The organism is Celeribacter baekdonensis B30 (assembly GCF_000299875.1).
GTDB classification, from domain to species: domain Bacteria; phylum Pseudomonadota; class Alphaproteobacteria; order Rhodobacterales; family Rhodobacteraceae; genus Celeribacter; species Celeribacter baekdonensis_A.
The window spans coordinates 26,924-40,815 of record NZ_AMRK01000012.1; the positions used below are offsets into that span (position 1 = coordinate 26,924).

Here is a 13,892-nt window from a genome sequence, read left to right on the forward strand (position 1 = left end):
ACGTTCAGCGATTGCCAGAGCTTGTGAACATCCCGGCATCCTCGGCCGCTTTGCGCAGGGCATTGGATTTGTTGACGGTTTCCTGATACTCGCCCTCGGGATCAGAGTCGTAGACCACGCCACCGCCCGCTTGGATATAAAGCTTTTCGTCCTTCAAGACGGCCGTGCGCAGCGCGATGCACATGTCCATGTCGCCACCTGCGGAAAAGTATCCCACGCCGCCGCCATAGACGCCGCGTTTTTCCGGTTCCAACTCGTCGATGATCTCCATGGCGCGCACTTTGGGCGCGCCGGAGACGGTGCCTGCGGGCAGGCCTGCCAAGAGGGCGGAGAGCGCATCTTCGTCCTCGCGCAACTCGCCCACGACGTTGGAGACAATGTGCATGACGTGGGAATAGCGTTCGATGATGAACTCTTCGGTCGGACGCACCGTGCCGATTTTCGACACTTTGCCGGTGTCATTACGCCCCAAATCCAGCAGCATCAAATGCTCGGCCAGTTCTTTTTGATCCGAGAGCAAATCAAGCTCCAGCGCCTTGTCTTCTTCGGGTGTCGCGCCGCGTTTGCGGGTGCCCGCGATCGGTCGGATTGTGACCTCGCCGTCAAAGACGCGGACCAGAATCTCGGGCGAGGCGCCGATGATTTGAAAGCCGCCGAAGTTGAAAAAGAACATGAAAGGCGAGGGGTTGGTGCGGCGCAACGAACGGTAAAGCGAGAAGGGCGGCAGCGGGAAATCCTGGGTCCAGCGCTGCGCGGGCACGACTTGAAAAATGTCACCGGCAGTGATGTAGTCTTTCGCCTTTTCAACGGCTTGTTTGTAGCCCTCATGGGTGAAATTCGACACCGGAGCGGGGGCTGCAAAGCTTTCGCCCAGATCGTGGCTGGTCTCAGACGGCGCGCGTTCGAGATCGCGCAGCGCATCCATCACCCGTTCGGCGGCCTGCGCATAGGCGGCTTTGGCGGATTGGCCTGTGCCGACCCAAGCGGGCGACACCACGGTGACCTCGCCTTTGACCCCGTCCAGCACGGCCACCACAGAGGGGCGCATCAACACCGCATCGGGCAGGCCGATCGGGTCGGGGTTCACATTGGGCAGATGTTCGACCAGACGGATCATGTCATAGCCGAGATAGCCGAAAAGACCGGCTGCGGAAGCTGGCAATTCGGCGGGCATGTCGATTTTGCTCTCCGCGATCAGCGCCCGTAGCGAGGCCAGAGGATCGAGGTCCGACGTGGTGTAGCTGTCGGGGTCGAAGCGCGCATTGCGGTTGAGCGCGGCAGTCGTGCCATCGCATTTCCAGATCAGATCGGGTTTCAAGCCGATGATGGAATAGCGCCCGCGCACCTCGCCGCCGGTGACTGATTCAAGGATGAAACTGTCGGTGCGCGCGCCCGCGAGTTTGAGCATGATCGACACGGGCGTGTCGAGATCGGCGGCCACTTTGGCGTACACCACCTGATTGAGCCCGGCGTCATAGGCGGCCTCGAAGGTGGAGAAGGCGGGGATAAGCGTGGCCATGTCTGTCGTCTTTCTCGTCTGTCTGCCCGCCGTCTTAGGATCAAACGGCGCTTATTGAATTTGGCTGTGCACTGCGGTCAGGGCGGGTTCATTGACGGTCACGCCGTCGCGCAGGCGCAGCGCATTGGAGAAGGCGGCAATCACGTCTTGCGCCGCGCCTTGGGCGGCGGAGGTGATGTAGCCATCGGCAATGGCACTGTTTTCGTCCGTTTTGGCGGGGGCATCGACCTTGTCGATTTTGGCAATGACAACACGGCCTTGGCCGGGAATCAAGGTGGTGCCGCCAAGCGTCAGACCGGGGGCAAACACCGCGTCGATAAAGCCTGCGGGCATGGAGGCGATGTTGCCCTGACGGGTGATCGCTTCAAAGCTCTCGGACTCCAGACCCAGTTCGGTGATCGGGGTGCCCGCCGCCACATCGGTTTCAAGCGCTTCGGCGCGGGCGGTCAAAAGCGTCGAGATGGCATCGCGCTCCCAATCGGCAGAGACCTGATCACGGACCTCGTCGAGCGGACGCACAGCGGAGGGGACAATCGCGTCCAGACGCATGGCAAACACGCCACCATCGCCCAGTTCCATGATCGCCGGGTAGTCGTCGGGGCTCAGCGTTGCAACCGCGTCTTTGAAGGCGGTATAGGCGGCAATCCCGCCTTCGCTTTCGGGGGTCCAATCCATCGTGCCCAGCTCCATCTGCGTGGCCTCGGCCAGATCTTCAAGCGTCATGCCCCCGGCCAGATCATTGTCAAAGGTTTCGATCTGATCGGCAATCAGGCGCGCCGCCGCGTCTGCGGCCATTTCCACCGCCAAACCATCGCGCGCCTCTTCAAAGGAAATCTCGGTCCCGGCCAATGTGCCGTTGACCCGGTACAATGCCGGACCCAGATCGGACATCACGGGGCCGACAACGCCGGTGCCCTCAAGGGCAAACACGAGGGTGGCGGCAGCCGAGGACAGATCATCGGCGGAAACATCGCCCATATCGACGTCGATCAAATCAAGGCCGCGGGTGGTGACTTCATCCTCAAAGGAGGTTTCACCCGCAGTGATGCGTTCAGCCGCGGCTTTGGCATCCTCTTCCGTGCCATAGACCAGACGCTCGACAAGGCGGCGTTCGGGTTGGACATAGGAGGCGATATTGTCGTTATAGAGCTTGCGCAGGGCGGTTTCATCCAGCTCAACCTCATCGGTCAGCATCGCAGGCGTCAACCACGCATAGGTGACTTTGCGGGCCTCGGGCGCGGTATAGGCGTCCGGGTGGGCGTCATACCAGGCCTGGATGTCGGCATCAGAGGCAATCGGTGTGCCGGTCTCAAGGTCAGCAACTGTGAGGGTCGCGACCGAAATGGTGCGCCGTTCGCCAAGCCAATCGACCACGACCTGACCATAGGAGGGCGGCATGGTGATGCCAGTGGCCAAAGCGCCGGTGAGAATGGCGCGCGCCGCATCTTTGCGCAGGCCTGCCTCGAAGGTTTTGCCATCGAGATTGTTGCGCGCCAGCATGTCTTTGTAGGTTTCGGTGCTGAATGTGCCGTCAAACCCTTTGAACGCATCCATCGCCAAAAGCTCCCGGCGCACCGCATCATCTCCGACCGAAATGCCGATTTTCGCGGTTTCATTGTCAAGCGCGGCCTGATCCAACAATTGGCCCAACACTTGTTGCGACAAACCAAAAGACAGGGCTTGCTGCACAGTGATGTCTTGGCCGGTCTGGCTTTCGATTGCGCGAATTTGGCTTTGCAGCGCATTGGCATAGGCGGTGGGCGTGATGTCTTCATCGCCAACACGGGCCACACGGGTGACGCCGCCGCCGAAATTTGCGGTGCCAAATCCACCCAGGCCGATGATCAGGAGGCCCAAAATCCCCCAAACCACCATTTTCGTGCCAGATTGCTTACCGGTGCCCTTGCCGTGCGCCATATGCCTTTTTCTCCCTTAAAGGTTGGCAAAGTGTCTAGGCGCTCGCGACAGGCTTCGCAAGCCGGATCACAATGAAATTTACCGTCATTTAGGGCGCAATTTGGGCCAGTCTTGTGAAAAGGTCGTGAATGCCGTCACGGTCGATATTGGCAAAGGCGATGCGCAATTGGCGTTCGGCGCGCGCGTCGCCTTCGGGCATGAAGCTGGCACCGGGCAGCAACAGGATCGACGCGTGTTTGACCAGCCAAGGCGCAAGCTCAGAGGAGGGCATCGCAAACGGGTGTTCGACATAGGCGAAGAAGGCGCCACATCCCAAGAGGTTCCAGCCCTTCGCCGCAAGCGTCGGGAAGCCTTCGTAAATCGCGGCGCGGCGGTCGAGAATCTCGGCGCGTTCACCCGCGACCCATTGGCTGAGGTTCTGCATGCCCCAAAGCGCTGCACGCTGGCCGATTTGATTGGGGCAAATCGCGATGGTGTCGAGGTATTTTTCGACCTGAGTCAGGCGGTCTGGTGAGGCAATCAGCGCGCCAACGCGGTGGCCGGTCAGGCGAAAGGCTTTGGAGAAAGAATAGAGATGCACCAAAGTGTCGTGCCAATCGGGTTGGCGGAACAGGTGATGCGGCACCTCTGAGCGGCTGTCAAAATCGCGATAGGTCTCATCGAGCACCAAAGATATGCGATGTTCGCGGGCGAGGGCGTAGAATTTGGTCAGCAACTCGGCCGGGTATTCGACGCCGCCGGGATTGTTGGGGGTGATCAACACGATGGCGCGGGTGCGCGGGGTGATCAGCCGGGCAGCAGCCTCCAAATCCGGCAAAAGGTCGTCGCCTGTGGCCAGGGGCACGGCATGGACCCCCGACATATCGCACCACATTTTATGATTGAAATACCATGGCGTTGGCAGAATGACCTCATCGCCCGGCGCCGCGATGGTCGACATGACGGCGGTGAAGGCCTGATTGCAGCCGGAGGTGATGGCGACCTCTGAAGCCTCGATTTTGGCGTGATAGGCGGCGGACCATTGGTTGGCGATTTCGGAGCGCAGCGCCGGCAGGCCCAACACGGGCCCGTAAATATGCGCCTCAATATCCTCAACCGCCATCCTCGCGATCTCCTTGCGCAGCGCCAACGGGGGGGCGGCGATGGGGGCGGCTTGCGAGACGTTGATCAGCGGGCGATCTGCGGGAAAGCTGACGCCCTCGACCCACTCTTTGGCTGCAATGATCGGCGAACGAAAGGTGCGGGACATTGGGGCGGCGAGGGGCAGGGGTAGAGGCATCGCGGGGTCTCCTGAGCGAGGGCTGTGAGCAGGTCAAAGCTAGGCAGGTTCCAAACGCACTGCAATTGCAGAAACGCTCACAGCTGAGTGAGCGTGATCGGGGCGCGGGCATGGCGTGTTATCTTTATGACCCCAAATGCGACAAGGCGCTGAAAAAAAAGGCTTTCACCAAGGCGTGATGCAAAGAATAGGGGGGATTCATCCGCCATTAATCAAATCGCCCTTTTGATTGTTTCAATGGAGGCAGAGAGCCCCATGTGAAAAAGCATGTGAATAAGGCGGCAACGCCAAGGGCCGAATGAGGTCAATGTCGAAAAGGTGAGGTTTGCCCTATGGAGCAGATGAAAAATCAGGCGCTGATTGCGGATTTAAAGGCGGCGCTTTTGACCGCCCAAGAAGGCGAAGCGGTGCAGGCGGAGGCGATGACGGATCACATCCGCGAGCGGTCCTACGAGGTCGAACTGCGGTTGGCGGGGTATATGATCCGGTCCGCCTGCGGCGCGATTGATGGGGTCTTGCGCAGCATGGACTTTGACAACAGCGTGGCATTCGCTGTGCATGAGATCGAAAAGCTGGAGCGCGTGGTGCGCCAGCTTTCCCCTCAACCCTACGCGGCGTGAGTTTGGCCCGCGTGAGTTTGGGCTAAGCCTTAGTCTCGGCCGCGGTAAGGCTGAACATATTGCAGGGCCATATCCCATGGGAAGAAAATCCAGGTGTCTTGCGACACTTCGGTGATGAACGTGTCAACCTGTGGCCGCCCTGCGGGTTTGGCGTAAACGGTGGCGAACTGTGCGTTCGGATAGAGTTCGCGCACCAGCTTTAGGGTTTTGCCACTGTCCACCAGATCGTCGATGATCAAAATCCCGGTGCCATCGCCCATGATATCCTTGTCGGGGGCTTTCAACACCACCGCTTCGGATTGGTCTTGGTGATCGTAGGATTTGACCGAGATCGTGTCGACCGTGCGAATGTCCAATTCGCGTGCGATGATCATCGCCGGAGCCATGCCGCCACGGGTGATTGCCACAACGGCACGCCATGCACCATCGTCCGGCCCCTTGCCATCCAACCGCCACGCCAGCGCCCGGCTGTCGCGATGGATCTGGTCCCAGCTGATGTGAAACCCTTTTTCATGCGGCAAGCGATCGGACATTTCAAAATCCTTTGATGAGGACGGTGTTGATGGGGTCGTGTTCAAGTTGGCGCCTTTTTTGCCGCGAAAATCGCGCCACCACAATCTCTTACAGCGGGGTTTCTTAAAAAACTGCGAAAAAGATCGGGGAATCCTGTCGTCATATACCCGGGTGCAATGCGAAACGGAGGCCGAAGCCCTCGTTTTACCATTTGTCTTTATGTCGGCGGTTTAGCCTTTGGTGATGTCCGGCGCGTCCACCGCCTTCATCCCAACCACATGATAGCCGGCATCAACGTGGTGGGTTTCGCCGGTGACGCCCGAAGACAGGTCCGACAAGAGGTAAAGCGCGGAGCCGCCGACATCATCAATGGTCACATTGCGGCGCAGCGGCGAATTGTATTCGTTCCACTTCATAATGTAGCGGAAATCGCCAATGCCCGAGGCGGCCAGCGTTTTGATCGGCCCGGCGGAGATCGAATTGACCCGGATGCCGTCTTTGCCCAAATCTTCGGCCAGATAGCGCACGGAGGCCTCAAGCGCGGCCTTGGCCACACCCATGACATTGTAATGCGGCATCACGCGCTCGGCGCCGTAATAGGTCATGGTCAACATCGACCCGCCATCCACCATCAGTTTCGCGGCGCGTTGGGCCACGGCGGTGAAGGAATAGACGGAAATGTCCATGGTCAGGTTGAAATTGGCGCGGGTGGTGTCGACGTAGCGGCCGCGCAATTCGGCTTTGTCGGAAAAGCCAATGGCGTGGACGATGAAATCCATCTTGCCCCATTTCGCCTCGATGGCGGCAAACAACGCATCAACCGAGGCTTCGTCCGAAACATCGCATTCGACGACGAAATCCGAGCCCAACCGTTCAGCCAGCGGGTCGACTCGCTTTTTCAACTGTTCGCCTTGATAGGAAAAGCACAGCTCGGCGCCATGGTCCGCCAAGGCTTGTGCGATGCCCCAGGCGATCGACTTGTCATTGGCAAGCCCCATGATCAGGCCCCGCTTTCCATCCATCAGTTTGGTCATATTTGGCCCTCACCTGTATAGAATTCATGTTGGAAAGTGCTTTAGGGCTTTTGCGCAAACCTAGCAAGTCTGGGGGGAGTAAATTCGTGACGCGGCGTCAAAATCTGCCCAAGATGATTCAGGGTATGTTTTGGTGCGCCTTGTTGTGCCGCTCACAAAGGGCTATCCACGAGGCAAACAGGAGGTGAGCCATGGTGTCGCGTAAAGGTATTTTTGCAGGGGACGATCCGTTCGAGATTGCCCGCCAATGGCTCAAATCGGCTGAGGCAACAGAGGTCAATGACCCCAATGCCATCGCCTTGGCCACGGTCGATTCCGATGGGTTGCCGAATGCGCGCATGGTGTTGCTCAAAGATATCGCGGATGATGCGTTCGTGTTTTTCACCAATTATGAAAGCGCCAAGGGCCAGGAAATCGAGAGTTCTGGCAAGGCCGCTTTTGTCATGCATTGGAAAAGTTTGCGTCGACAAGTTCGTGTGCGCGGCCTGGTGACACGCGAAAGTGACGCCGCCTCTGACGCCTATTATTCATCGCGGGCCTTGGGGTCGCGGATCGGGGCTTGGGCGTCAAAACAGTCGCGGCCTCTGGCGTCCAAAACGGCGCTGATGGAAGCGGTGGCCAAAGCGGGGCTGAAACACGGGCCAAATCCGAAACGTCCCCCATTTTGGGGCGGTTACCGGATCACCCCGCTTGAAATCGAGTTTTGGGCCGATGGCGAGTTTCGCCTTCACGACCGATTTAAATGGACCCGTGCGACTGTGACGGAGGCTTGGACGATTGAGCGTCTAAATCCCTGATAAGACGGCGGGTTGACCTAACGGCAATCATGCAATTGATCAAAAAGACAGGTCAAGCAGGTCTTGAACCTTTGTCTTCTTTGACGCAGGGTCTGCCGCAGGGATGAGGGGCGAAAGCCCCGCTAATTGCGGGTTGGTGCGTAGGCGCCGCCCCTTTTGAGTGTGGAAATATGAACGATACAGGCTTGGAAAAGGTTGTATCGGGCCATGTCAAATGGTTCGATCCAACGCGTGGTTTTGGTTTTGTGGTCTCCGACGAAGGTGGCCCTGATATTTTGTTGCACGCAAATGTATTGCGCAATTTCGGCCAAAGTTCAGTTGCAGATGCCGCCTTGATCCGCTTGTCGGTGCAAGAAACCGATCGTGGGGTTCAGGCGATTGAGGTTTTGGGGATTGAACCCCCGGTTCAGTCCGATGGCCCGATGCTTGAAGATCTCGAACAGGTGGACGGGGGCGGACTTGATCTGCCGTTGGAACCGGCGCGGGTGAAGTGGTTCGATAAGGGCAAGGGCTTTGGCTTTGCCAATGTGTTTGGTCGCCCCGAAGATGTGTTCGTGCATATCGAGGTGCTGCGCCGCTCCGGTCTTGCCGATCTGATGCCCGGTGAGGCCATTGGCCTTCGGGTGATCGAGGGGCGGCGGGGCCGCATGGCGGCGCATGTGACGGCCTGGGATCATGCAGTGGAAGAGGCGCATGCAGAGACATTGGACAGTGATTCCTAATCAATGTGCGACCTTATCTAAGGTTGCGGTGTGCCTTTGTGTGATGGCGCTTTCGGGTGCGGCACAGGCGCAGGCGACACCTGCTTCTTCCTCTCAGGCCTGTCGTATGGATGAGGTGGTTTTATCCGGTCCCTCGGTTTCGGCGCGCTTTAGCGTCGAGCTGGCCGATGATGCTGGCGAGCGTGCGCTGGGCTTGATGAACCGGCCTGAGATGGCGCAGTCTCACGGCATGCTCTTTGTGTATGACACATCGGGTCCCGTGGCGTTTTGGATGGCCAATACGCTGATCCCTCTGGATATGATCTTTGTTGATCGTCGGGGCGTGATCACAAAGGTGCATGAGCGCGCCGTGCCGTTGGATCGCACACCGATCTCAGGTGGAAACGCGGTCTTTGCTGTGCTTGAGATCAATGGCGGGCTGGCTGGCGCGATGGGGATCTCGGTGGGGGATGTTTTGCGTCATCCGGCCTTTGGGCCAGAGGCCGCAGATCCCTGTGACTGAGTGCGGAATGAATAAAGGTTTCACTTTGCGCAGAAAACGTCTTTTCATCGGGCGCAGAGCAGGGTAGGAACCGCAGCACGGTCGGGGCGTGGCGCAGCCTGGTAGCGCACCTGTTTTGGGTACAGGGGGTCGGAAGTTCGAATCTTCTCGCCCCGACCATTTTTCTCAGAGAGACATCGCTCATTGCGGCGCTATTGCGGCATGAACGGTTTTGGTGAGAGTTTGGGGCGCATCTGCGCTCCTTTTTCGTTAAAGCGTCACGCCTTTAATCTGAGACTGGAAAGGCATGATGCTTTAGGCGCCCTTTGTTCATGCGCCGCGCCTCTGCAACGGTTGTGGTCGATCTCTCCACCTTTGCATGATGTGCCGAGAAATTTGATTCGAATGCTGTCTGGCGGCGAAGTTTCAACCTAACGATGATTTGAGATGGGAAGTGACCCGTTAAAGCTGTATATTTCCCTTGAAATTCTCATGAATGACCTCTTTCTGCGCCTGCGAAGAGGTCGGGTGAGCACAATATGTTGTGTGCCGACCGTTTGGGGAAATTGCTCAGGCTGAGTGCGCCTGACTATTTTTTTTGCACCGGTCACTTATCCACAATTGCTCGCGCAATTGGTTAACGTATTTGGCGAAACCTATGGGAAACAAAGGAAAATTTATTAACGCCGGAATATTCGAATCGCGCCCGCCTGTGGGCAATTTTCGTCAACCGATTTTTTGGTTTACGAAGCCTTAAAATGACATTGACCTGAGGGGCAAACACGCTGCACATTGTGTGAGCTGGTTGACGGAACACTACATTTAGTTGTTGTCAGGCGGTGAGGGACAAGAGTCGCGGGGAAGAGATCCAACGAGTGACCGCCGGGGAACCGATCTGAAACCGGCGTTTTAGGTAGGGAATTGCGGATTATTTCGTTTGATCGACCACCAAGACCAGACCGAAGACATGAGAGACTCACCTGACAGACCGAACGCGATGCGCGGCTTCGGAGTGAGGAGAATTTTGCTCTGCGGTCGCGATGTCGCTCACTGGCTTAAACACAAGATGTAGATGGGCATGCGGCGGGCGATGAGTTGAGACATGCGGCGGATTTGAATCTGTGTTCGAAGCCACCGCGGATCTGAAAAGCAACGGGCTTTGACGGGCTGAATCAGGTTGAGGCCTGATAAAATGAGGCGGGCATAAGATGAAAATCGAACGTAAATTCACCAAAGTAGGCCAAGACGCATATGCGGAGTTGGAATTCACCACCACCACCTCCGAGATTCGCAATCCGGACGGCACCGTGGTGTTTAAACTTGATGATTGTGAAATCCCGGCGCGGTGGTCGCAGGTGGCATCCGATGTCATCGCTCAAAAATATTTCCGCAAGGCCGGTGTCCCGGCCGCGTTGAAAAAAGTCCGTGAAAAGGGCGTTCCGTCGTTTTTGTGGCGCTCCGTTCCCGACGAAGAGGCGTTGGCGAAACTGCCTGAGGACGCGCGCTTTGGCGGCGAGACCTCGGCAAAACAAGTGTTCGACCGTCTGGCGGGGGCTTGGGCCTATTGGGGCTGGAAGGGTGGTTATTTCACCTCTGAGGACGACGCCCGCGCCTATTACGATGACATGCGCTTTACCTTGGCGGCGCAAATGGGCGCGCCGAACAGCCCGCAGTGGTTCAACACCGGTCTGCATTGGGCTTACGGCATCGACGGTCCGGGGCAGGGGCACTATTATGTCGATTACAAATCCGGGGAGCTGACCCGTTCGAGTTCCGCCTATGAGCACCCGCAGCCCCATGCCTGTTTCATCCAATCGGTGAAAGACGATTTGGTGTCTGATGGCGGCATCATGGACCTTTGGGTCCGCGAGGCGCGGCTGTTCAAATACGGCTCCGGCACGGGCACCAATTTCTCGTCCCTGCGCGCCGCCAACGAAGCGCTGTCGGGCGGTGGCAAATCCTCCGGCTTGATGGGGTTCCTCAAAATCGGTGACCGGGCCGCCGGTGCGATCAAATCGGGCGGCACCACGCGCCGTGCCGCGAAAATGGTGATCTGTGACATGGATCACCCGGATATCGAAGAATTCATCAACTGGAAGGTGATCGAAGAGCAAAAAGTGGCGTCCATCGTCGCAGGCTCCAAGATGCACGAACGTCAGTTGAACCAGATTTTTGACGCCATTGGCACATGGGATGGCAAAGAGGACGACGCGTTCGATCCGTCCATAAACGCAGCCCTGAAAGCGGCGATCAAATCCGCCAAACAGGTCTGCATCCCGGAAACCTACGTCAAGCGGGTGTTGGATTACGCGAAACAGGGTTATGCCTCGATCGAATTCCCGACCTATGACACCGATTGGGACTCCGAGGCCTACGCCTCTGTGTCGGGCCAAAACTCCAACAACTCCGTGCGCGTCACCGATGCGTTCCTCAAGGCCGTCAAAGACGACGCCGAATGGGAGCTGTTGCGCCGCACCGATGGCAAGGTCGCCAAGACCGTCAACGCTCGCGATCTGTGGCAAGACGTCGGTCACGCCGCATGGGCCTGTGCCGATCCGGGCATTCAGTTCCACGACACGATCAACGCCTGGCACACCTGCCCGGAAGACGGTCAAATCCGCGGCTCGAACCCCTGTTCCGAATATATGTTCCTCGATGACACGGCGTGTAACTTGGCCTCGATGAACCTTCTGACCTTCCTCAAAGACGGTCGTTTTGACGCCGAAGCCTATATGCATGCGACTCGGATCTGGACGCTGACGCTTGAGATTTCGGTGATGATGGCGCAGTTCCCGTCAAAAGAAATCGCGCAGCGCTCCTATGACTTCCGCACGCTGGGTCTTGGCTATGCCAACATCGGCGGGTTGTTGATGAACATGGGCTTTGGTTATGACTCGGACGAGGGCCGGGCATTGGCGGGCGCTTTGACCGCGATCATGACTGGCGTGTCCTATGCCACATCCGCCGAAATCGCCGGCGAATTGGGCGCGTTCTCGCGCTATGAGGCCAACCGCGACCACATGCTGCGCGTCATTCGCAACCACCGCACCGCCGCCTATGGCAAATCCACCGGCTACGAAGCCCTTGAGGTCAAACCGGTGGCATTGGATCATGCCCATTGCCCGGATGCGCATTTGGTCGAACTGGCCAAAACCGCATGGGATGAGGCGCTGAGCCTTGGCGAGAAAAACGGCTTTCGCAATGCACAGGTTTCCGTGATCGCGCCGACCGGCACCATCGGTTTGGTGATGGATTGCGACACCACCGGGATCGAGCCGGATTTCGCGCTGGTGAAATTCAAGAAACTCGCGGGCGGCGGCTATTTCAAAATCATCAATCGCTCGGTGCCTGCAGCATTGGAAAAACTCGGCTACCCCTCAAACGAGATCGAAGAGATTATCTCCTATGCGGTCGGCCATGGGTCCATCGGCAATGCGCCGGGGATCAACCACACCGCGCTGATCGGCCACGGCTTTGGCGCGGCTCAGATCGAGAAAATCGAAGCCGCGCTGCCCTCCGCTTTCGACATTCGCTTTGTGTTCAACCAATGGACGCTGGGCGAAGATTTCTGCACCGGCACTTTGGGCATTCCGAAGGCCAAGCTCAACGATCCGTCCTTTGATTTGCTGCGTTCCCTGGGCTTTACCAAGGCCGACATCGACGCCGCCAATGATCACGTTTGCGGCACGATGACGCTCGAAGGCGCGCCTTTCCTCAAAGAAGAGCACTATTCGGTGTTCGATTGCGCCAATGCCTGTGGCAAAAAGGGCAAGCGTTATCTGTCGGTCAACAGCCATATCACCATGATGGCCGCGGCACAGTCGTTTATCTCCGGCGCGATTTCCAAAACCATCAACATGCCGAACGACGCCACCATCGAGGATTGCCTGGCCTCCTATGAGCTGTCCTGGTCTTTGGGGGTGAAAGCCAATGCGCTTTACCGCGATGGCTCGAAACTGTCGCAGCCTCTGGCGAGCGCTTTGATCGACGATGATGACGAGGCCGAGGAAATCCTCGCCACTGGCACGCCGCAGGAAAAAGCCGCCGTTCTGGCCGAGAAGATCGTTGAAAAGGTGATCATCAAAGAAGTGGCGCGGGGCCGTGAAAAACTTCCCAGCCGTCGCAAAGGCTACACCCAGAAATCGGTCGTCGGCGGGCACAAGGTCTATTTGCGCACTGGCGAATATGAGGATGGCACCCTGGGTGAGATTTTCATCGACATGCACAAAGAGGGTGCTGGCTTCCGGGCGATGATGAACAATTTCGCCATCGCAATCTCGGTCGGTCTGCAATACGGTGTGCCGCTCGAAGAGTTTGTCGATGCCTTCACCTTCACCAAATTCGAGCCCTCGGGCATGGTGCAGGGCAATGACTCGATCAAAAACGCCACGTCGATCCTGGATTACATCTTCCGCGAATTGGCCGTGTCCTATCTGGACCGTACCGATTTGGCCCATGTGAAACCGGCGGGTCATGCCTTTGACGATCTGGGGCGCGGCGAAGAAGAGGGCGTGGCCAATGTGCAAAAGCCGTCTGAGGCCGCCTCTGCCAAATCCATCGAAGTGCTGAAACAAATCTCTTCGACCGGCTATCTGCGCAAACGGATGCCGCAGGAATTGATCGTGCTTCAGGGCGGGATGCAAAGCGGGGTTGTGGCGCTTGACAGCTCGATTGACGCCGATGTCGCTCTGCAAACGCTGGTGTCTGAGGTCAAACAAACCTCTGTCAAGGTGGAGACGGCGCTGTCTTCTGGCTCGGTGTCGATGGACGCGCGCACCAAGGCGAAAATGCAGGGCTACGAGGGCGATCCCTGTGGCGAATGCGGCAACTACACCCTGGTGCGCAACGGCACCTGCATGAAATGCAACACCTGCGGCGGCACGTCGGGCTGTAGCTGAGGGGCATGAGACAGATGGATATTGTCAGATTTCAAAATTTCTTACGAAATTTCGAAATACGTCGAAAACTGAATGCGGGCTGAGTTTATGAAAGTGTCAAAAGTATCAATGC

General features: G+C 57.8%; 10 protein-coding genes and 1 tRNA gene. 6 read left to right on the forward strand and 5 right to left on the reverse strand.

Going from position 1 to position 13,892, the window contains the following annotated elements:
- Positions 1–4 precede the first annotated feature (4 nt).
- The 3 genes from trpE to B30_RS17330 form a co-directional block, all read right to left on the reverse strand.
- Entirely contained in the window at positions 5–1,519 is a 1,515-nt protein-coding gene (gene trpE / locus B30_RS17320) for an anthranilate synthase component I (RefSeq protein WP_009573460.1), read from the reverse strand.
- Between the two features lie 51 nt (positions 1,520–1,570).
- The gene (locus B30_RS17325; protein WP_009573461.1) at positions 1,571–3,436 is read right to left on the reverse strand and encodes a SurA N-terminal domain-containing protein; all 1,866 of its coding nucleotides are present in this window, start codon (positions 3,434–3,436) and stop codon (positions 1,571–1,573) included.
- A gap of 88 nt (positions 3,437–3,524) precedes the next feature.
- The gene (locus B30_RS17330; RefSeq protein WP_009573462.1) at positions 3,525–4,715 is read right to left on the reverse strand and encodes an aminotransferase; all 1,191 of its coding nucleotides are present in this window, start codon (positions 4,713–4,715) and stop codon (positions 3,525–3,527) included.
- 332 nt (positions 4,716–5,047) lie between these two features.
- Between B30_RS17330 and B30_RS17335 the strand changes: the two genes are divergently transcribed.
- On the forward strand, positions 5,048–5,335 hold the full coding sequence (locus tag B30_RS17335; protein ID WP_009573463.1) for a hypothetical protein: 288 nt from the start codon (positions 5,048–5,050) through the stop codon (positions 5,333–5,335).
- A 29-nt stretch (positions 5,336–5,364) separates the two neighbouring features.
- On the opposite strand, the gene gpt is transcribed toward B30_RS17335, so the two are convergent.
- Both gpt and fabI read right to left on the reverse strand, forming a co-directional pair.
- A complete protein-coding gene (gene gpt, locus B30_RS17340; protein ID WP_009573464.1) occupies positions 5,365–5,868 on the reverse strand; it encodes a xanthine phosphoribosyltransferase in 504 nt (167 codons plus the stop codon).
- Between the two features lie 210 nt (positions 5,869–6,078).
- A complete protein-coding gene (gene fabI / locus B30_RS17345) occupies positions 6,079–6,882 on the reverse strand; it encodes an enoyl-ACP reductase FabI (RefSeq protein WP_009573465.1) in 804 nt (267 codons plus the stop codon).
- Between the two features lie 191 nt (positions 6,883–7,073).
- Between fabI and pdxH the strand changes: the two genes are divergently transcribed.
- From pdxH to B30_RS17370, 5 genes are all read left to right on the forward strand, one after another.
- Positions 7,074–7,679 carry a pyridoxamine 5'-phosphate oxidase gene (gene pdxH / locus B30_RS17350; RefSeq protein ID WP_009573466.1) on the forward strand — a complete coding sequence of 202 codons (606 nt, stop codon included), beginning with the start codon at positions 7,074–7,076 and terminating at the stop codon, positions 7,677–7,679.
- 170 nt (positions 7,680–7,849) lie between these two features.
- On the forward strand, positions 7,850–8,401 hold the full coding sequence (locus tag B30_RS17355) for a cold-shock protein (protein WP_009573467.1): 552 nt from the start codon (positions 7,850–7,852) through the stop codon (positions 8,399–8,401).
- Between the two features lie 43 nt (positions 8,402–8,444).
- Positions 8,445–8,903: a DUF192 domain-containing protein gene (locus B30_RS17360; protein ID WP_009573468.1), complete on the forward strand. Its 459-nt coding sequence runs from the start codon at positions 8,445–8,447 to the stop codon at positions 8,901–8,903.
- Positions 8,904–8,985: 82 nt separating this feature from the next.
- Positions 8,986–9,062: transfer RNA gene (locus B30_RS17365), tRNA-Pro, on the forward strand.
- 1,028 nt (positions 9,063–10,090) lie between these two features.
- Positions 10,091–13,780, forward strand: coding sequence for a vitamin B12-dependent ribonucleotide reductase (locus B30_RS17370; protein WP_009573469.1), 3,690 nt, complete (start codon positions 10,091–10,093; stop codon positions 13,778–13,780).
- Positions 13,781–13,892 lie beyond the last annotated feature (112 nt).